The organism is Syntrophotalea acetylenica (genome assembly GCF_001888165.1).
Lineage (GTDB): Bacteria > Desulfobacterota > Desulfuromonadia > Desulfuromonadales > Syntrophotaleaceae > Syntrophotalea > Syntrophotalea acetylenica.
On record NZ_CP015455.1, the window covers coordinates 970,737 to 992,024 of the forward strand.

At 56.9% G+C, this 21,288-nt stretch carries 15 protein-coding genes; all 15 read left to right on the forward strand.

The window, feature by feature from the left end; translation table 11 throughout:
• Window positions 1-151: 151 nt before the first annotated feature.
• The 15 genes from A6070_RS04410 (at window position 152) to rnr (ending at window position 21,288) form a co-directional block, all read left to right on the forward strand.
• Window positions 152-1,669 (forward strand): sensor histidine kinase, encoded by a 1,518-nt coding sequence (locus A6070_RS04410; protein ID WP_072287231.1) that lies wholly within the window; start codon window positions 152-154, stop codon window positions 1,667-1,669.
• Window positions 1,662-3,020, forward strand: coding sequence for a sigma-54-dependent transcriptional regulator (locus tag A6070_RS04415; RefSeq protein ID WP_072287232.1), 1,359 nt, complete (start codon window positions 1,662-1,664; stop codon window positions 3,018-3,020). The genes A6070_RS04410 and A6070_RS04415 overlap by 8 nt, the downstream gene beginning before the upstream one ends.
• A gap of 436 nt (window positions 3,021-3,456) precedes the next feature.
• A complete protein-coding gene (locus A6070_RS04420; RefSeq protein ID WP_072287233.1) occupies window positions 3,457-3,852 on the forward strand; it encodes a type IV pilus modification PilV family protein in 396 nt (131 codons plus the stop codon).
• A gap of 8 nt (window positions 3,853-3,860) precedes the next feature.
• Entirely contained in the window at window positions 3,861-4,796 is a 936-nt protein-coding gene (locus A6070_RS04425) for a PilW family protein (RefSeq protein WP_072287234.1), read from the forward strand.
• Between the two features lie 20 nt (window positions 4,797-4,816).
• Complete coding sequence (locus A6070_RS04430; RefSeq protein ID WP_145926416.1) at window positions 4,817-5,371, forward strand: hypothetical protein; 555 nt, start codon at window positions 4,817-4,819, stop codon at window positions 5,369-5,371.
• 1 nt (window position 5,372) lies between these two features.
• Window positions 5,373-9,011 (forward strand): pilus assembly protein, encoded by a 3,639-nt coding sequence (locus tag A6070_RS04435; RefSeq protein WP_072287236.1) that lies wholly within the window; start codon window positions 5,373-5,375, stop codon window positions 9,009-9,011.
• Window positions 9,011-9,673, forward strand: coding sequence for a hypothetical protein (locus A6070_RS04440; RefSeq protein ID WP_145926417.1), 663 nt, complete (start codon window positions 9,011-9,013; stop codon window positions 9,671-9,673). The genes A6070_RS04435 and A6070_RS04440 overlap by 1 nt, the downstream gene beginning before the upstream one ends.
• A complete protein-coding gene (locus A6070_RS04445; RefSeq protein WP_268807484.1) occupies window positions 9,657-10,097 on the forward strand; it encodes a GspH/FimT family pseudopilin in 441 nt (146 codons plus the stop codon). The genes A6070_RS04440 and A6070_RS04445 overlap by 17 nt, the downstream gene beginning before the upstream one ends.
• 419 nt (window positions 10,098-10,516) lie before the next feature.
• Window positions 10,517-11,068: a GspH/FimT family pseudopilin gene (locus tag A6070_RS04450; protein WP_072287239.1), complete on the forward strand. Its 552-nt coding sequence runs from the start codon at window positions 10,517-10,519 to the stop codon at window positions 11,066-11,068.
• A gap of 11 nt (window positions 11,069-11,079) precedes the next feature.
• Window positions 11,080-11,457, forward strand: coding sequence for a type IV pilus modification protein PilV (gene pilV / locus A6070_RS04455; protein WP_158514021.1), 378 nt, complete (start codon window positions 11,080-11,082; stop codon window positions 11,455-11,457).
• Between the two features lie 2 nt (window positions 11,458-11,459).
• Window positions 11,460-12,554, forward strand: coding sequence for a PilW family protein (locus A6070_RS04460; RefSeq protein ID WP_072287241.1), 1,095 nt, complete (start codon window positions 11,460-11,462; stop codon window positions 12,552-12,554).
• Window positions 12,555-12,581: 27 nt separating this feature from the next.
• Window positions 12,582-13,223: a pilus assembly PilX family protein gene (locus A6070_RS04465; RefSeq protein ID WP_072501971.1), complete on the forward strand. Its 642-nt coding sequence runs from the start codon at window positions 12,582-12,584 to the stop codon at window positions 13,221-13,223.
• Window positions 13,220-17,119 (forward strand): PilC/PilY family type IV pilus protein, encoded by a 3,900-nt coding sequence (locus A6070_RS04470; RefSeq protein ID WP_072287243.1) that lies wholly within the window; start codon window positions 13,220-13,222, stop codon window positions 17,117-17,119. The genes A6070_RS04465 and A6070_RS04470 overlap by 4 nt, the downstream gene beginning before the upstream one ends.
• 581 nt (window positions 17,120-17,700) lie before the next feature.
• Complete coding sequence (locus tag A6070_RS04475) at window positions 17,701-19,050, forward strand: DUF1015 domain-containing protein (protein ID WP_072287244.1); 1,350 nt, start codon at window positions 17,701-17,703, stop codon at window positions 19,048-19,050.
• A 75-nt stretch (window positions 19,051-19,125) separates the two neighbouring features.
• Complete coding sequence (rnr, locus tag A6070_RS04480; protein WP_072287245.1) at window positions 19,126-21,288, forward strand: ribonuclease R; 2,163 nt, start codon at window positions 19,126-19,128, stop codon at window positions 21,286-21,288.

Here is a 21,288-nt window from a genome sequence, read left to right on the forward strand (position 1 = left end):
TTTCTTGTCCGGAGCTGGCCTCGTCTGCCAGTTTTGGCGGCCATCCTGACGTCTGCAAAAGATTTTATCATTTCATTGTTCCCGGGTGATGCTTGTGTTATTTTGGCGTTTGTTTAGTGTAAATTAATTCAGGCTGCTCCGGGGGGAAAGAATGGCCAGGGCTTTCGGTTTACGCACCGAGATTATCCTGCATATGACCATGTTGCTGGGTGCCGCTCTTTTGTTCGGCGGTTTTTTGATTCTTAAGCTGACGGAGCGGGAACTTCTCGATCAGCGGGTTGCCAGCCTCAATATTACGGCGGAAATTCTGGGCAGCACCCTCGGCGACATGCTCGGTTCAGAGTCGGGAACCGATATTTTGCGGCAGCGCACCGCTCCTCTGTTCGAGCACCTGCCCCACGGGACGGCTGCCGGTGTCTGGCGTTGGACGGGAACTGACCTCGATTCCATGGTTTTGCAGGATGCCGCGGGTGTCGGTTTGGACTCGGCGCAGAGGCTTGCGTCGGTGCGCTATCTGCAAGGCTCCCAATGCTTTCTTTCCTACTCCCAGGCCTGGCTTTCTTCGGCGAATGCCGTTGCTTCATATTATAAAATTACCCGGGCTCTGTATGATCGGGGCAATTTCGTCGGGGTCCTGCAGATGCGCTTTCCCCTGAACGGGATCGGCTTACGTGTCCGCGCATCTCTGAAGATCCTTGTCGCATATGTGTTTCTTTACGGTGCGGTGCTTTTTCTGTTCGGTCTCTACCAGTTGAATCGAAATGTCTCCGGGCCGGTTCGAAAATTGATGGCTTCCACGCGGGCGGTGGCCGGCGGCAATCTCGAAGAAAAGGTCAGTGAAGAGGGCCCCGCGGAAATCGCCTCTCTGGCGCGCTCCTTCAATTTTATGCTCGAGACCCTGCGCGACAGTCGCCGATGCACTGACGAACATATCCGGTCGCTGCAGCAGGCCAACCGGGAGATCAAGGAGACCCGCGATGCGCTGCTGCGTTCGGAAAAGATGGCCTCCATCGGGCATCTTGCCGCGGGTATGGCCCATGAACTCGGCAATCCCCTGTCGGCCCTGATCGGTTATATGGAAGTTCTCAAAATGGATTTGCCTCCAGGTCGGACACGGCAGATCATCGATCATGCCGGAACGGAGCTGGAGCGCATCGACCATCTGGTCCGTGACCTGCTGGATTATGCCAGACCCAATCCCGATCGGGAAGAACTCATTGACCCCGCTCCTGTGGCACGCCAGGCCATGACCATGCTGCAACGCCAGGGCATGTTTGACGTGGTGACGCTGGTGGACAATTTGCCCGAGAACTTGCCGTCTGTAAGGATGGCGCCTCACCGGTTGATGCAGGTTGTTGTCAACCTGCTGGTCAATGCGCGGGATGCATCGCCGCTCAAGGGCAAGATCCACGTGTCGGGCGGGCTTGATGACAAGACGGTCTGGCTGGAGATAGCCGATGATGGACAGGGGATTCCCGAGGCGATCCTTCCTTATATTTTCGATCCTTTCTTTACCACCAAGGCCCCTGGCAAGGGGCGCGGGCTGGGGCTCGCCGTTTGCCAGCGGGTACTGGAAGAGGCGGGGGGAAGGATCGAGGTCAAAAGTGAAATCGGGGCCGGAACCCATTTCAAGGTGGTTTTGAGACGGGAGTACAGCGGCGATGCGTAATGAAAAAAATGATGTGCTGATTGTCGATGATGAAGCCGGCATGCGACATATGCTGCGCCTGGTTCTCGAAAAGGGGGGATATCGCGTTACCGAGGCCAAAGATGGTCGCGAAGCCCTGGATTATCTGCGGCACGGAGACTATGACCTCATCCTCTGTGACATCCGGATGCCGGAGATGGATGGCCTGGAGTTCCTCCGGGAGATTGCAGCCCGGGATATTGGTGGCATTGTGATTATGATGAGCGCCTACGGGAGCGTGGAGACGGCCATCCAGTGCCTCAAGGCAGGGGCCTATGACTATATCTCCAAGCCTTTCAAGCCGGACGAGGTGATCCTTGCTCTGCGCAAAGCCCAGCAAAAATTGCGGCTGCAGCGTGAAAATGCCCTGCTGCGCAAAAAACTGTCACGAGGAAAATCGAATCACGAGATTGTTTTTCAGAGTACGGCCATGGAGCATCTCATGGCGATGGTTTCCCGGGTGGCCCAGTCTTTCAGCCCGGTGCTGATCACTGGCGAAACAGGGACCGGCAAAGAACTGGTGGCTCGCGCTCTGCACCGTCAAAGCGCCAGGGGTGATTGCCCCTTTGTGGCGATAAACTGCGGAGCCATTGCCTCGGGTCTGATCGAAAGTGAACTTTTTGGACATTCCCGTGGAGCTTTTACAGGAGCATTGCAACAGAAACCCGGCCTCATCGAAGAAGCTGATGGCGGTACCCTGTTCCTGGATGAAATCGGAGAGCTGCCGCTGGAGTTGCAGCCCAAACTGCTCCGGGTGCTCCAGGAAGGAGAAATCCGTCGCGTCGGGGAAAACCTCCCCAGGAAGGTCGATGTCAGGGTCCTGGCGGCGACCGCTCTGGATCTGCGCGAGGCGGTGGCCAAAAGCAGGTTTCGCGATGACCTGTATTTCCGCCTGGCGGTGGTGGAAATCAATATCCCTCCGCTGCGGGAGCGCCGGGAGGATATCCCTGTTCTGGCAAAGCATTTCATCGGTGTCATAGCCGATCGCGAAGGACGCTCCGCTCCATGTCTGACTCCCTTGGCGCTGGATGTCCTGCGTCGGCAGAACTGGGACGGCAATGTTCGCGAATTGGCCAATTTCATAGAACGCGCCATGATATTCAGCCGCGGTGACACCCTGGAAATCGATGGGATGCCGTTGGACAGACGGTTCGAAAATCGTAAAAATGGCAAAGATTTTTCGCTTAAAAAGGCATCTGTCCGTCTGGAGAAGGAGTATATCCGCAAAGCCCTGGCCGTTACGGCCGGCAACCGCACCCAGGCTGCACGGCTGCTGGAAATAAGTTTGCGGAAGCTTCTGTACAAAATCAAGGAATACCGCATCGAATCCTGAGTTCCTTTTGTGGGTGTGCACCTCTGCGCAACCCCCTGATTCCGGCCATAACTGAATAATCACGCGCCTCCCGGGTAAAACCTCCGCCGCGTTCTTCCGGAGCTTCCGGAAGCATACAAACTGGCGGACAATTACCGGAAGGGGTGTGCAAAATTTGCGTCCCCGGACAGGTAAAATTTGCGTTGCCATGATTGTAATTTTTGTTTAATCTCTTGTTTTTGCATATGTTTTTTCATTATGGTTAAAAAATGTATTTTGGATCGGGTTTTGCTTTATCCTTTATCGGCACCGCAGCGGGCTGTTTTCTGCAGATGCTGCGGCAATCCCGCCGCAGGGAGCGAGGCCTTTTCGGATAGATGCCCGAACGGATACCGTTTCGGCAGTGATCTTCGGCCTTCAGGCTCGAATAAAATTTACTTTGATGAGGACGATCCCCATGGTGATGTTTCGGAAAAAGGAGTCCGGATTCACGCTTGTCGAAATTCTGGTGGCTATCACGATTTTCGCTATAGGCTTGCTGGCCTTGGCCGGCATGCAGATTACCGCCATAACCGGCGGTTCCACCTCGCAGCGGGTGACAGCCGCCGTTGCGCTGGCGGATGGCATCGTTCAAAATCTTCTGGCTCGCGATGCCGGTGACGCCATCTTCGCGAGTACCGTGGATCCTGCTGCCGCCTGGCCCGAAACCTTGCCGGTAAATGGATTTTCCGCTACCTACGCTGTCGCCGTGAACACCCCGGTCGCCGGTATTTCCCGGATTACAGTGTCCGTTGCGGACAATGCCTTCGGCGGACGGGTGGTTTCCAGAACGACCATGAAAAGGACGCGTTAGGAGGCGTTGTGGGTTATCGTCAAAAAGATATGCGGGGATTCTCGTTGATCGAGGTACTGGTTGCGATGGCCATCATGGGGGTTGTTGTGGCCGCCGTCTATGCAACCTTCATAGCGACCCAGCGTCAGGCCTACACCCAGGAAGATGTCATCGAGGTTCAACAGAACCTGCGGGCCGGGCTGGATTTCATGGCCCGGGACATTCGCATGGCCGAGTTCCTGACGCCAGATGATCGGTCGGCATTGATCAACGCTCCGGATCAGATGCTGGTGGATGCCAATAACGACGGGGATTATGACGATGCCGGCGACAGCCGTCCGTTGCTGTCCCTGGTCAGCGCAACTTCCGTTCACGGATATGCCCGGATTGAGGAAGCAACGGTGAATGGCGTTCATCTGGAACTGGATGTCTCTGCCACAACCATGCAGCAGTTTGGCGATGGAGACGCCGTGCGGGTTTTTCGTGCTGTCGATCTGAGTCCTGTTACCGATATTTATCCGGTAACGGGAACCCCCTCGGGCGACGAGGTGGTCCTGGACATCTCCGGGGGAGGGTATGTGGCCGGCACGATCCGTTCGGGTGACCTGCTGGTTCGCATTCCTGACGGCGCCGCAAATGACGATTTTCCCCTTCAGATCGACTATCAAGTTGTGGACAGTGCCTCCGGCGATCCCGCTATGAACGAATTGCGACGGCGCGTGCGCGACATGGATGGCAACGTCATCGAGGATTTTCAGCTTGTTGCCACCAATATATCGGGGATTGCCCTGGCGTTCCTGGATAACAGAGGCAACGCCACCTCCGCCCTGGACGATATCGTCGCCGTGCAGATCACCATCACGGGGCAGACCGATGCCACGGGAACCGGGCGGGAAAATTTTTCAGGCGTCAAGACGCGAACCTTGTCCACGACGGTCAAAATTCATAACGGGGTCGTATTATGATTTTTTCGGGAAAGAAATCATTGGGGTCGGAAAGAGGCTTCGCCCTGGTTCTGACCATGTCGATGCTCATCATCCTGTCGATCCTGGGGATTCTCGTCCTCAGTGCGACCAATACCGATCTGGCGATTACGACCAACTACCGCTCCTCCGCCGATGCCTTTGTCGCTGCTGAACGTGCCGTGGAGTATGCGTCCAGCCCGGACATCCTGTTTGAAACCGATGATACCCACCTGGCGCTGGTGCAGGAGGGAACCGATGATTTTGTCACCGATACGGATGAAACCGTTGCGGGTGCCACGGTTGCCGACCGGTTTGCCGACCTGCAGGACACGGCCACCGGGACCGAACTCGTGAAGTCCGATGATGAAGATATCAACGTGGTCAAAAACCTTGGTCCCAGCGATCTGCCGGCGGCCCTGCGGAGCAAGTTCGGTGATGAATTTGCCGGAAATTTTTACCGCATCAATATCGAGGCTCAGGCCCGCAACGATTCGCGATCCAGAATAGAAACATCCAAAGTCCGCATTTTCAAGAAAAGCGATGATTCCGTATTTGTCACCACCTCGGGGGGCTAGAATGAAAAAACTGCAAACAGCCTTTGTAATCGCTTCCCTGCTTTTTTCGGTTCAGGGAGCCTTTGCAAGGCCGGATTATTACCACGGTGACAGCTCCATTTACGTAGGTGGACAAACCTCGTCGGTGAAGCCGAATATCCTGTTTTTTATCGATACCTCCAAGCAGATGAGCGAGGCCGGCACCGCCGGCACCTACGAGCGCAAGGCCACCGCCTGGCCGGGCAGCCGCACGCCAGGTGCCATTTATTACAAGAGCAACGCGACCTATCAGGTGGTCTCCAACACCGATATGACGGAGGTCCAGAGCGGCTATCCCGCAGCCCATTCCGCCCTTTACAACAACGGCAATTTTATCGGTTGCATCGATAACAAGGGAGAGCGGTGCACCAACAAGACCACGGATTATTACACGGGCGACTATCTGAACTGGAAGGAGGCGGCGAACACTGCCAGTGAATGGAGCAGCGCAACCGGCTACGCTGTCGGCGACCTGGTGTACAAGGCCGGTGCCCCATCAACCAGCCAGAAATACAAGTGTGTTGTCGCCGGGACTTCCGGTGGCAGCGACCCTTTTCCTGCGTCCGATGCGGTCGATATCTCCGTCACCTACACCGATGGCACGGTCAGCTGGCAGCCGCAGGCGCCCCTGATCAAGGTCCTGGAGCATGAACTCAACAACAATATTTTCCCTTATCTGGCACCTCTGGCCAACATCGGCCTGATGGAATACAACAGCAACGATCAGGGCGGTGCGATCGTTCTTCCCGTGGCGGGCAACACGGCAGCTAGCCTCGCCAGCAAGATGACGGATAAAATTGTTCCCATTACCCAGACGGCCAATGCCCAGCCCCTGGGCGGTGCCCTGTGGGATGCCTGGCTCTACTGGGTCGGCGACCCCACCGGTTCGTCGCATGCCAACAGCACCTCGAACGACAATGCAGCCTACGACGATTCCCCCATTCAGTACTGGTGCCAGAACAACCATATGGTCGTGCTTGCCACCGGCGCCACCAAGGACAATCTCGGCACCAGCAATCCGGTTGCACTCATGGATAAAAATGCCGAGCTGGGGGCAGGCCACAGCGATGACTACTACACGCCCGAAGCGGCCCATTATCTTTACAACAGCCTTGATTACGAGGTCGATGACACCCAGTCGCGCGTTCATACCCACATCATCCAGTTGATGACGCCCGTGATTCAGCAACTTGTCGATGCCGCGAGTTATGGCCACGGCAGTTATGTCAACGTCAGCAATTCCAGTGAAATCTACGCCGCTCTGGCGGATATCATCATGTCCATCCTCGAGGAGGACACATCCTTTGTCGCTCCCGTGGTGCCGGCCAGTCCGGAAAACCGGACCTACAGCGGCCAGCGTATTTATCTTGGCTTTTTCAAGCCGATGAACGATGAGCCCTGGAAGGGAAATCTCAAGAAATTCGGGTTGAGCGCCGACAACGAAATTGTCGCCTTCAATTCTTCCGGGGAACTTGTCAACGCCACCGATGACGACGGCTATTTTCTGACGGATGATTCCACCGATCCGCCCACGCCGGTTCACCGCTCCTTCTGGACGCCCACCGGCACCTACGACGGCGGCATGGTCAACGCTGGCGGCGTTGGCGGCCGTCTGAAAGCACGCACCTCCGCCAGAAATATCTATACCTATCTGCCCGGCTCCGGAGTGACAACCGATCTGTACAACAGCGTGCATGCCTTTACCACGGCCAATACACGCCTGACGGCCGCGATTCTGGGTGTTGCCGATGATGCCGCCAAAAACAGTCTGATCCATTTTGTGCATGGCTATCTGGATGACGGCACGACCAAGCGCGACTGGCTTCTGGGAGACATTCTCCACTCCAAGCCCCTGATCGTCAATTATGCCAACTATGCTTTTACGGAGAGCAATGAAGCCGACGCCACCAAGAATAAGAGCATGGTGTTTTTCGGTGCCAACGATGGCATGCTGCACGCGGTGTACGATCATAACGGCGAGGAGGCCTGGGCCTTTATTCCGCCGGAACTGCTTGATGATCTCCGCTACCTGAAGGACATCAGCAGTCACTATTACTTTGTCGACAACTCTCCGCTGGCCTATGCGCACGATGCCGATGGCGACGGCACCATCGAGGACGGCGACAGGGTCATCCTGCTTTTCGGTCTGCGGCGTGGCGGTGGCGGCAATACCCTTGGAACCTCTTCGCGCGGCTCCTACTATGCGCTGGATGTAACCAACCCGCAGCAACCCAAATATCTCTGGCACCTCAACAGCGATACGGCCGGATTTGGCGAGCTTGGGCAAACCTGGAGCCAGCCGCGCCTGGCCAAAATGAACATTGGCGGGGTCACCAAAATTGTTGCGGTTTTCGGTGCGGGATATGACAACAATGAAGATTTGCGTTTTGGCAGCAATCAGAAATTTCCGGACGGCACGGGTGCCACGACCGATGTCTCTTCTGCTCCCGACGGCTTCAGCAGTGGGGCCAGCGCTGGTGGCAGCTGGCAGTTCCGACCCCGCGGGCGGGGCCTGTACGTGATCGAGCTTGCGCGGCTCAGCGCGACCGAAGCCGGCTATGTTCCCGATTTTTCCCAGTCGGGATCCCTGATCTGGAGCGCAACTTATGACGCCACTCATACCGACCGGTCGAGCATGACCTATTCGATTCCGTCCGATATCCTGGTTTACGACCGGGATCTCGACGGCAACGCCGACAGGTTTTATGCTGTCGATACCGGCGGCCAGCTGTGGCGCTTTACGGTAGGGGACGCGTCCACGGCAAACTGGAGTGTAAAACGGATTTTTCAGGCCAATACCGGGACCTCCGATGTCGGCCGCAAGGTTTTCTATAAACCGACCATAACCTACAAGTATCCGGATACCTTTGTGTATTTTGGCAGCGGGGATCGTGAGCACCCTTTGAATTACCTGAATCCGGGGACCACAGGGGGGGCCGTCATGGACCGCATCTACATGGTGCGGGATCGCGAAGCCGATGACAACCCCAGCGCGCCATCGGTGCTGACGGAATCGCACCTGGTCGATGTTACCGATAATGCCTTGCAGCGCGATGATACGACCAACGCTGAAGCCGATGCTTTGCTGGACAAGCTGTATAACTATGAACCGGCAGACGCGGATGGGCAGCCCCGGTCGGTTTATTACGGGTGGTTTATCAAGCTGAACGAATCCGGCCACGAAGGGGAAAAGGTGCTTGCCTCGCCCACGGTGTTTGCCAACGTCGCCTTTTTTACCACCTATACGCCCAACTCGGACGCGAGTATTTCCCAGGATCCCTGCTCCGGGGGCAATCTCGGGATTTCCAGACTTTACGCGGTTAATTCGCGTACCGGAGAAGCTGTGTTCAATTGGCTCACAGGCAGTGGCACCGATCGTTTCGGGGAAAGTCAGTCATCCGCGATCACAGACCGGGCCAAATCGGGGGATGCGGACAGTTCCGATGTCCTGCGGCGCGCCGATCGTTCGCTGGCTATCGGGCAAGGCATTCCTTCCGGGCTGGTCATGGTTATCGGCAAGGATGGCAGTGCTTCCATTCTTGTCGGTTCGGGCGGGGCGTTTCCGAATGTCGCTCTCGATGACATCGAAACCCTTTATCCCCTTTATTGGATGACCTGGTGATGAATTCCTTACTCTTCAGGCTCAGGCGTGTTGTGGCAAGGGCCGGTGTGGCGCTCATGTTCTGCTGCGTTCCGTGCAGCCTGGTTGCCGCCGATGCGCCGCAGATTCTCGACCTCGCCTACGAACCCATGCCCTTTCATGCGGGGACCGGCATTCGGGTAAAACCCCGACTGTTGCGTAAGTCGGGCGCAAATACCCGTTTTCAGTGCCGCTGGTTCGTGGAGGGTCGTGAAATCCCCGGGGAGTCGGGGACCTTTTTGCCGGGTGATTTTTTTGCTCGCGGGGACAGCCTCTCGGTTGAAGTCACGGCTTTGCAGGGTAGCTTCCGTGGCAGGGCGGTACGAAGCGGCGAGATTGCAGCGGGCAACGCCCCTCCCGAGATCACCTCCCTCCCTCCGGAGACATTCGAACAGGGTATTTTCGAATACCGGGTTGAAGTAGAGGACGCCGATGGCGATGATGTGAGCATTGCCCTGGTCAAGGCGCCTGAAGGCATGCGGCTGGATGCCAGCGGATCAACCTTGACCTGGCGCGTGCCTCCCGGGGCCCAGGGCGTTTTCGCGGTAGGCGTGTTGGCGGATGACGGATATGGCGGCCAGGACCGTCAGGATTTTGAATTGAATTTATCTCAAACAGGGGGACAGGGTGCGGTCAGGGAATAACAAAGGGACAACCTTGCTGGAAATGCTTACCGTGGTGGCGGTGCTGTCGGTTCTTTTCGCCCTGTCCATTCCTCTGACGGGTCACTGGCGAAAAGGCGCACAATACAAGGCAGCCTCGCGGGAGATTTTATCCACGCTGCGCCGAGCCCGCAGTGTAGCCATACATGAAAACCGGAGTGTATCGTTTTCCATAAATCTCGATGACGGTAAATATACCGCTGATGGTGACGTAACCTTCTTTCCGGACCACATTAAAATAGAGTCCAAAGACACGGCAGCCGAGGCCTGGTCCGGTTCCGGTATCTATTCCATCAGTTTCCGTCCGCAGGGAAATGCCAATAAAACCATATTTATCAGAGTGAATCAGGATTCCGATCTGGTTATCATGGTGGATTCAAAAGCTACGGGGTTGGCTCATATGTAGAGCCTGCCCTTTGGGGACCAGGATTCTCTCCAGGAAACAACCCTTCCATACCCTTCCAGGCACACCCACCGTTTGTTGCATGCCCACTTTTTTTATCCCAGCATAATCGGCTGAAATCATCTCTGCATTCAGGCCGTCAACAGAGGCCTGGATTATTTTTGCGTTACGCATGCGCAAATATTGCGTGCTTGACGCCCATTCCTGTGAAAACGTCGGTATTTTACCCATTGACGTATTGAAATTAAATGGCTCTATTTTTGCAATGAAAATTTCCTGATAAACATTTACACCTTAAGCCATTTTCACTTATTGTTTTGCGGCGCGACGGTCTGGCTGATTTCCTGTCGTGCAGGGCCGTGGTTTTCAGTGGGTTTGGCCTCTCTCAATATCCTTACAGGGAGGCAGGGGAGATTTTAAATATGAAGGTAATCCTTGGCAACCGGGGGACCACCCTGCTGGAGTTGCTTGTCGTTGTGGGCATATTGGCGATTTCCATTGGTATTGCCGGTTTTTATCTGGGAAACCGGGGAGCCCGGGCGCAGATGAAAAGCAATCTTCGAGAGCTGGCCGGTTACATGAAGCTTGCCCGAGCCGGCGCCATCCGGGATTCCAGGCCGTGGGCCATCCGGTTCGATGCCACCAATAAGCGGTATCTGGTATACAGCCATTCCGGTGAGAGTGCGGGAAACGATGACTGGACCGACGGGGATGAGACAATTTACAGGACCGTATATCTGGCCGATCCCGTTTCCTATGGCAGCAGGCAGGGCAAGCGACCGGATGCGACCAGTCTTCCGGTGAACGGCATCAGCTTTCTGGCGGACAGGGTGGTGTTCAATCCCAACGGCACAAGCCAGTCCGGTACGGTTTATTTTTCCGTGTCTGATGGTGCGACCATGGCGGTCGGCAGCCTTTCGACAACCGGGCGGATCAAAGTCTGGAGAAACTACGGTTCAGGCTGGGTGGAATGAAGGGGGGATCGATGAGTAAACAGGAAAAGGGGTTTACCCTGCTCGAAGTGTTGATCGCAATGGTCGTGCTGGCGATTGGCCTGCTCGGGGTTGCCGGCCTTCAGGCCACGGCCATCCATGGCAATATGCACGGCGGTACCATATCGCAGGCCACGGCGCTGGCGCAAAATGTCATCGAACGGATTCAGGTAACAGATTACGCGAGGGTAAACGATATAAATTTTCCAACCCTGGAAAAAGGCGTGGATGGCACCATTTTCAACCGATCCACGGTGATTGAGGAGAATGTGCCTGTCAATGACCTTAAACGTATTACCGTGACGGTGGAATGGTTGTCGTCCCGTCAACATCGGGTCGTGCTGCGATCCTTGAAGTCGAATGAGGGATAAAAATGAACCGGACAGTCAAAGCATGTCCCCGATCGGGGTTTACACTGGTGGAGTTGCTGGTTGCCATGACCATTTCGCTGGTGGTGGTGGCCGCCGTTTTCAGTGTCTTTGATAACAGCCAGCGTTCCTACGTGGTGCAGGAAGGGGTGGCGGAGGCTCAGCAGAATGTACGAACCGCCAAGCTTTTTCTTGAGCGGGATCTGCGTATGGCCGGCGCGGGAATCCCGGATTTTTCCTTTGGCGGAGAGATTCTTTTCCCCATCGAGTTTGAAAACAATGTTGACGGCACATCCGGCACGGCCGCTACCCTGCCAAATATTGTTGTCGGCTCGGATCTGGTTCGCGTCCGGTATCAGAATTTTGGCGTTGGCAGTTGCGGTGCCGATCCCGGAGGATCACTGCCACCCTGCGATATGCTGCCGCAGTTGACCCTGGCGGGCGAAATGCCGCCGTCAGCTACGGTGGCGGATGTCAACGAGGACATTCAGGCCGGCATTGGTTGGGATGGCAGTTGTTATTGCGCCGGAACGCAATTCATTCAGCCTTCTCCTGGCATGCCGTTCATCATTACCCATCCGGACGGTTCCCGGTCGGCGGTCCTGTTTCATACCGAAACCTTGCCGAATTCGGACAGGATCGGCAGCCATCCCAATTTCACATTTCAGGGCAAAACCTATTTGAACAAGCTTTTGAACACCTTTCCCGCCGGCAGCCTCATCAGCTTCTTCCATCCCGATGGTATTTACGACGCGCTCTACTATCTGGAAAATCGCGGGGGCATTCCCTGCCTTATGCGGGACACAGGCCATGGAGGACAGGTGATTGCCGAATACATCGAGGATTTACAGCTTGCCTTTGAACTCGACACGGATGATGACGGCGTTGTGGATACCACGATCAACGATGCGGATTTAACCGACCTTCAGAAGCCCCGGGTGCGGGTTGTGCGGCTTGGCCTTGTCGCGCGGTCCGCCCATGATCAGAGAGATTTCCGCGGGCAGCGTCCGGCTCTGGAAGATCATGCCGCAGGCAGCACCGACCACTTCCGGCGGCGCCGGCTCTCCGTTACGATTCGAACCAGAAATCTGGGGCTTTGATAAAACTCAAAGGAAAAGGACAGTCATATGCCAGCCAAAATCGGCCGTGGTCAGCGCGGTGCCGCACTGATCACAGCAATGGTTATTCTGACGTTGCTGACCGTGATAGGTCTAGCGGCAACCAATACTTCCATTTTGGAGACGATGATTTCCGCTTCGGATCGCACCCATACCGAAGCGCTATATACGGCGGAGGCCGGCATCGAGCATTTGCGCAGGAATTTCAAAACCCTGTTTATGGACAAAAATTCCAGCCATATTGCCGCCGGCATCGATCCGGACTGGGATTTTGTGCTGAACGGTTCACAGCCAGACGTTGCGGCGGCCACCGATACCCGCTACGAGGGTGGCGCAAAGTGGATCATCGATGCCGAACTCGGTGCCTCTTATCGCTATACCGTGACGGTATGGAACAACGACGATGGCGGCGGGCCTACCGACGACACCGATTCGGTTATTTTTATGCGCGCCGATGCCCGCGGACCCCACGGTGCTGCCGCGAGTGTTGAAATCAGTCTGTTTGGCGGGACCTCGGGGGAGAAGCCCTGGCGGGATACGGTGGGCAGGAAGGCGGCGGTGCCGGGAAAAACTACAATTCCAACGATGCGGGGGCTGTTTCCGATTTCAGTTTACAGATCGATTAAAGTTCAGCCGGGAGACAAACCATGAATATGTGCAAAAAAAGTTTTTTACGAATCACCATGTGCCTGGGGTTGCTGGCTGCCATCCAGGGAGTGGCTTGCCATGATCCGATGCCGGCCTTTGCCCAGGACGAGATCCTGGTCAGTGTATCGTTCGACGGCGACGGCAACGGCAAGGTTACTCTCAAGGGATCGCTGGGCGGTGCCTGTACCCTGGCTTCCGATGGCAGTTGCACTTTTGCGCAGGGAGAACGCATTACGCTCTACGCCAACGCCAGTGTCGGATCGGAGTTTTTTGGCTGGTCCGGTGGACATACGGGTTCGGAGAAGAGCTTTTCCATGGCATTGTCCCAGGCTGAAAGCTTTACGGCCGATTTTGGCCTTGCCGCCGACGCTGCCGTGCCCGGATGCGGTTCCAGCACCTATACCGATTACGCCAGTGGTTTTGCGGCACAGGATTTTTCCCTGAACAATGTCACCGTTACGGAAGATGGTTATCTGCACCTGGAAACCGGCAATGATGCGATTGACCCGAACAGCATCATTGTCCCCTTCGAACAGGAGGTCGCCGTGACCTTTTTGCATGAGGGGGCCGGTTACGATGAGAGTGATTTTGGCTGGATGCTGGCAAGCGAGGGGAGCGGTGGCACACGCCACGAGGTTTATACCGATGTCAATGACAATAACGCCAACGGCGTTCTCGATGATCGCGAAGGCATTGATGCCAATGGCGATGGTTTGGTCAATGCTTTTGATAACCGTGTGTCTCTCGGGACTTTTGCCGCGGGTACAGAGCTGGTTTTTTATCTCAAGGTGGACAACGATTCACGCAAGCCGACCTATTTTACCAAGATGGCCTGGAATCCCGATACGTATGGCGGAGATTGTTCCAACGGAACGAAGATATTCAATCTTGGCATTGCCCGCAACGCTTCCACGGATACCTGTCAAACGACCGGCTGGCTGGATAACGAGGCATTGACGCGTGCCAAAAATCTGTTCGATCTGCAGTTTTCCACCGCGGACACCCAGAGTATGGAGATCATCGGTGGCGAAAAATACCCGCATGTTATCGTCGGTGCCCCCGGCAACAAACCCAACGAGTGGATATTGGGCTGGGAAGATTTGTGGCGAGGTGGCGATACCGATCATAACGACATGGTGTTTATTGTCGAACGCCGCACCGGCGGCGTGGCCCAGCTGAAATCCAGCGAAGCGATCGAGCCGGATGAGGAGGGCGCTTTTTACACCGCTGTCGAGATCGAAGTCTGGGACAGCATGCCCTGTTCCGGGCAGTCCGCCATCGATTATTACGTGTCGATTGACAACGGCGTCAACTGGGTTGAAGTGAGCACCTGGGACACGGTGCGCAGCTTTACCGTCGATGGCAACGGGCTGAAACAGCTCGGAAGTGTCGTGGCTTCGTGGACCCCGGGAACACCGCGCTATACCTGTCGGACGCGGCGGATAGATTTTGCAGGGCAGGGCATTACGGGCAGGCAACTGATCTGGAAGGCGGTTCTTTCCAGCGAAGACGAGGCCTGTGCGGCGGAAATTCTGGATGTCAACCTGACCGGAACCGTCGCGACACACGGCGAGATTTCCCGCTCATCACCGGTGGCCGTGGCCAATGTCCTTTATTCCGGAAGCTACGAAACACCCGCCGTCGATTGGGCGGAAAAGGAGCTGCGCGGTCATTTGCGCGCAATGCGCACCTATGATGCCCTGAGTGCCTATGGCACCGATAACGTGGAATTGTGGGATGCCGGAGCTGTTCTGAGCGCCCGCGCCCCCAGTTCGAGGACTATCTATTACCCGACCATTTCTCTTGACAGCGTTGTCGATGAAGAGCTCGCGACCGCAGATGGCGTGACGGAGGGGTTCGGCGGCACGCTTGCCCATGCACCGGTGGTCGGGGAGAGCGTTGTTATTGCCGCCGGTACGGAAACCTTCACCGATCGTCATACCGACAAACTCGTCGGCAGTATGGGGGGAACCGGAACGATCAACCGGTTTACCGGGGAGTGGCAAATAACGCCTCATGCCGTGGTCGGAAACGGCATACCCATCAAGGCGTCCTACAAATGGTATGCGACCTCTTCCATTCTGGTTCCTTTTACGGCGACCAATATCGACAACAGCATGCTGGGGCTGGATAATACCTACGTTGTCGGAGCAGGATATCGCTATGATTTCAATAAGGACAACGCCTTTACGCAGGCGGATGGCGCCTGGCTGGTGAACTGGGTGCGCGGGTATGCCGATGGCGGCAGCGTTAAAAAAACCTGGGTCCTGGATCCCCTCGACCACTCCGTCCCCGCCGTGGTTACGCCGCCAAGCCGGCCAGCCTGGTATTATGGAGCCGCCGTTACGGAAACCGAGCGTGACAGTTTTGATGCTTTTGTGACGACTCATTCCCAACGGGATACCGTTGTGCTGGTCGGATCGCGCAGCGGTATGCTGCACGCTTTCAATGCCGGACAGTTTCGCTGGGGAGACAATACGGAAACCCCCCAGCGGGAATTGCGCGGCTATTATCTCTGGGATGACGACAGCAGCGTGACTTCCTGGTGGAGCAGCTTTCTGTCCGGCTATCCGGATACCAGCCCGGAAACCTCCCCACCCTTTTTCACCTGGCAGACCAGGGGTAGCAAGGCACCTGATTATGGCGATGGCCAGGAGCTGTGGGCATTTATTCCGGCCAATCTGCTGTCCCGGCTGAAAAACAATTATCTCAAAGGCGAGGACCGCGCCTTTGTCGACGCCTCTCCGGCGGTCGCCGATGTTCATATAGGTGGCGCCTGGAAAACCGTGGTGCTTTGCGCCGAGGGCAATGGCGGCGACTCGGTGTTTGCTCTGGATATCACCGATACCCGTCATCCCACCTTCATGTGGGAGTTTGCCGACCCGGATCTGTTTCGCAGCCGTTCCTCGCCTGCGGTGGCGGTGCTCGGGAAGATCGTGGCCGGCGGAAAGGCCAGATGGGCGGCATTTTTTGTCAGCGGCAAAACCAATGACGGTACGCTGTTCCCCTCGGTGTATATCATCGATATTGCCGATGGCAGTGTCATCGAACGGATTTTTCTCAACTGCGAGCCAGCGGGTGTCGGCGGGGTGCCTTCCGGTCAACCCGCCATCGTTGACAGTGACGGGAACGGTTACATCGATCGACTATATATCGGCACCGACAAAGGGTATATGTACAAAGTCAACCTCCCGGATCTCCCGGGCAGCGTCGCCTATCCGATCAGCCAGTGCGTGATCAACACGGATTTCGATTATGTCAGGGTGAACGATCAGGGCACGGAAGATACCGCCGACGATGTTTCCACAACCATGACGGTTCCGGAAAATCAGAGGTATCATTCCATCTACGCGTCGCCAACGGTCGTCGTCGACAACAGCCTCAACAGCAGTGGCGCACTGGTGCATAACGTGCGCATTTTCTTCGGTAGCGGCGACAGCCCCTATGTCGATGAGGATATCGACACAGGCAATACAAGCTACCATTTTTTTGCCTATGCCGATCATGCCGCGAAAGGATCGACAGAGGCCTCTGATGTCGAACTGGCCTGGTTTGAAGCCCTTCCGGCCGGGCATCGGATTTTCGCTTCAGCTTACGCAGCGGCCGGCAGTGTTTATTTCGGCACCGCCACCTCCGACACCGAAGATCCCTGCGGCGGACCCAACGAGGGCCGCATCTACGCCTTCTCCTATTCAGGGCTTTCGTTGCTGAGCGATTCCGCGGGCCAGCAGGGGCTGGAGGTCGGTGATATCATAACGGCACCGTTGGTCGAGGATCAGCACTTGTATTTCAAAACCCCTGATGGGCTTAAGTCCCTGGGTTCCAATCAGTACAACAATCCGACCCGAACCGGGGGGCTGCCTTACTCCCGGGTGCGGAGCTGGCGAGAAGTATTCTGAGAGGATAGAAAAACCGACAGGGCAAAAGAGGCAAGACGGTCCGATGGGCTTGCCTCTTTTGCCCATTTCGCGCCTGACCTGGCAGGCGCAGCCCGTGTTCCAGACGTCTTGCCGCTTCCCGTTTTTCCCGTTTTTCCCTTGCGCCTTCCGTAAACCATTGCGTATAGTTAGTTTTCATCCGGAAACGGCCCTTTTCCGCCGTGGCGGCGTCAATCCGCAGGCTTGCTTGTGCGGCGTACCGATGTACGCCTCCGCGCAACCCCTTGATTTCCTTGCCACAACGAAAAATGGCTCGTTTCCCATATGAAAACTACGCTGTCTCCATCCGGAGTTTCCGGATGGAGACTAGGTTAGCTTTCATCCGGAAACGGCTCTTTTGCGCCGTGGCGGCGTCAACACGCGGGCTTGCTTGTGCGGTGTACCGATGGCCGCCTCCGCGCAACCCCTTGATTGCCTGGCCACAGCGAAAAATTGCTTGTTTCCATGTGAAAACTACGCAGTATCCAGCCGGAGTTTCCGGCTGGATACTGGTTGAATCTTTGTTCCGCTCGCCAACACGTACCGCAAGGGAGTTCAGACGTATGGCAAAGATCGCTCCGTTCAGAGCTGTCCGTTATAATCTCGAAAAGATTCAGGACCCCGTCAGCGTAACGGCGCCGCCCTACGATGTCATTTCGCCTGCGTTGCAGGACGATCTGTACCGCCGCAGCCCCTTCAACCTGGTTCGCCTGATTCTAGGCAAAATCGAGCCGGACGATGATGCGGCCAACAACCGCTATACCCGGGCGGCGGGATTTTTTCGCCAGTGGCAGGACGACGGCATTCTGGTCCGGGACAGGGAGCCTTCCATCTACCTGTACGATGAAGAGTACCAGGCTGAAGGCATGGGGACCGTGGTACGCAAGGGCTTCATCGCCCTGGCGCGGCTGGAGGATTTTGCCACCGGCATGGTCAAGCCGCATGAAAAGACCCTGAGCGGCCCCAAAGCTGACCGCTTGCAGCTGACCAAAGCCTGCGAGGCCAATTTCAGCCCCATTTTCGGGCTCTATTCCGACCCCTGCTGTGTGCAGGAAGCCCTGACCTGGGAGCTGAAAAAGCGCACCCCCGATTTCGAGGTGACCGACGATGACGGTGTTGTCCACCGCCTCTGGCAAGTCACCGACCGGACCGTGATCGGCAGGATCTGCGGCCTTCTGGAGAACAAGCCGCTGTTCATCGCCGACGGCCATCACCGCTATGAGACGGCCCTGAATTATCGCGATTTTCGCAGGGCGCAGAGCGAAGGGTTCAGCGGCAAGGAGTTGTTCAATTATGTTCTGATGTATTTTGCCAATATGGAAGATCAGGGTATGCTTATCTTTCCAACCCATCGCGTGGTGCACGGGTTGGAGGCGTTTCGCCTGGAGCCGTTTTTGACCGAACTGGGCGTTTATTTCGAGGTGGAGGCACACACCGTGGATCCGGACGATGCCGATTCCCGGCGCCAGGCCCGCGATATCCTCCGGAACAAGGGCGAAAACAAGCCGGCCATCGGGTTGTTTGCCGGCGGGCGGACCCTTTATGTGCTGACTCTCAAGGACGCGGCAAGCATGGATGCCTTTTTCGACGAAAAAACCTCCAAGGCGCTGCGCACCCTCGATGTCTCGATCCTGCATCGCCTGGTGCTGGAAAAGATGCTCCATATCACTTCGGAGGCACAGGAGCAGCAGACCCATCTTGGTTATGTCAAGAATTTTGACGAGCCGTTCTCCATGGTGCAATCGGGGCAGTGCCAGATGGCGTTCCTGATGAATTCCACCCGCATGGTGCAGGTCAGGGATGTTGCCAACGCCGGTGAAAAAATGCCGCAGAAATCGACCTATTTTTATCCCAAGCTGCTCAGCGGTCTGGTCATCAACCCCATCGTTTGCGGCGAAACGGTTGAAGACTGACGTTGGCCCGGCGGCAGCGGCCCGGGTATGCCGTGCCCATTTCGCATGGGCCGTTTTGGAAGGCTTCGCCGATTTATGAGTCTCTCGCCCGACGATCTGCTGAATCTGTTGCTTCAGAACCGGGGCAAGCCCCTTTCGGGAAGACAGCTGCTGGCCGGTTTTGATCTTTCCCGCGATGAACGCCAGGCTGCTCTGCGTCTGCTGGAGACACTGGCGGACGAGGGGCTGGTGCGCCGCGCCCGCAAGGGGCTGTATTCCCTGCCGAAATCGACGGAGCTGGTGATCGGCAAGATCGCCGTGCATCGCCAGGGCTACGGTTTTGTCGTGCCTGAAGAGCCCGGCCGCCCCGACGTGTTTGTTCCCGCCCGGTTCATGCGGGATATCATGGATGGGGACCGTGTCGCGGTGCGGCTGCAGCGTGCCCCGAGAGGAGGTTTCGAGGGGCGCGTCGTGCGGGTGCTGGCGCGGGCGCATCACAGCATTGTCGGCGTGTTCCGGCCGGACTCGGGGCATGGCATGGTATTGCCCAGCGATCCGGCCCTGTCGCAACCGGTTCTGCTCCTTGCCCCCTGTGCCTTGCCGGTCAATGCGGGAGATCTGGTAATCGCCGCCATAGAGCGTTATCCCACCCGCCGGCAGTATCCGCAGGGACGCATTGTCGAGGTTCTCGGCGATCCCTCCGATCCCCGGGTTGAAGTCCTGGCCCTTGCCCACAAGTACGATCTGCCCCGGGAGTTTTCCCCCGCCGCCCTCGACCAGGCCCGGTCCGTGCCCATGGAAGTCGCAGAGGGCGACCTTGCCGGCCGCGAGGATCTGCGTTCGGTGCCGTTTGTCACCATCGACGGCGAGACGGCCAAGGACTTTGACGATGCGGTGGCGGTGTGCTGGGAGGCGGATGGCGCCATCCGCTTATGGGTTGCCATCGCCGACGTGGCCCACTATGTCTATCCGGACAGTCCCATCGACAAGGATGCCCTGGACCGTGGCACCAGCGTCTACTTTCCCGGCATCTGCCTGCCCATGCTGCCCGAGGCCCTGAGCAACGGCATCTGTTCGCTGAATCCCGGCGTCGACCGCCTGGTGCTGACGGCGGAAATGCTGTTCGACAGGCGCGGGGCCAGGGTGTCAAGCCGCTTTTATCCCGCAGTGATGCACAGCCGGGCCCGTTTGACCTATCACCAGGTGGCGCAAGTTCTGGACGAAACGTCAAGCCATGATTCCTTGCCGCCAAAGACGCCGCTGGAGGATCTGAGGCTTATGGCCGAGCTGGCGCTGCGGTTGCAGCAGATGCGTTTTCGGCGCGGCAGTCTCGATTTCGATCTGCCAGAACCCGAGATCGTGCTGGACCTGCAAGGGCGTCCCGACCAGATCCTGCGTGCCGAGCGCACCCTGGCGCACCGCCTGATCGAAGAATTCATGCTGGCCGCCAATGAAGCCGTCGCGACGTTTCTCTCGGAGCACCACATTCCGCTGCTTTACCGGGTGCATGAACCGCCCGATATGGAAAAGCTGCTGGCGTTCCAGACCTTCCTTGCCCATTTCAACATCGGGCTCGATCTGTCGGAAGAAACCGTGTCTCCCGCGGCGCTGCAGGGGGCGCTCGATGCGGTTCGCGATCGTCCCGAAGAGCGCATGGTCAACCAGTATTTGCTTCGCAGCATGAAGCAGGCGCGTTACGATGCCGCCAATCTCGGCCATTTCGGTCTTGCCTCCGACTGTTATTGTCATTTCACCTCGCCCATCCGCCGTTACCCCGACCTGGTGGTTCACCGCATACTGCGCAGGGTGCTGTCCGCGGGCAAGGCCCCGTTGAAGGTTTCCGTGCTTGAAAAGCTGGGCGAAGCAACTTCTTTCAGGGAACGCCGCGCCATGGACGCCGAGCGGGAGATGGTGGCCCTGAAGCGCTGTCAGTTCATGCAGGACCGGGTCGGAGAGATTTTCGAAGCCTGGGTGGCGGATGTGCAGCCTTTTGGTATTTTTGTGGAACTGCAGGATGTTTTCGTCGAAGGTCTGGTGCATGTCGCCACCTTGAGCGACGATTTTTACGAATTCGATGAAGAGCTTCACCGTCTGGTGGGGCAGCGCCGTCGCCGGATTTTCCGCATTGGCGATGCCGTGACGGTAAAGCTTGTAAAAGCCGACCTGGATCGCAGGGAACTCGATTTCGAACTGGACGAGCCGATGTCCGCACCGCCTCCGGGCCGGGCGCGCAGGCGTGACGGCAAGGCCAGGCATTGA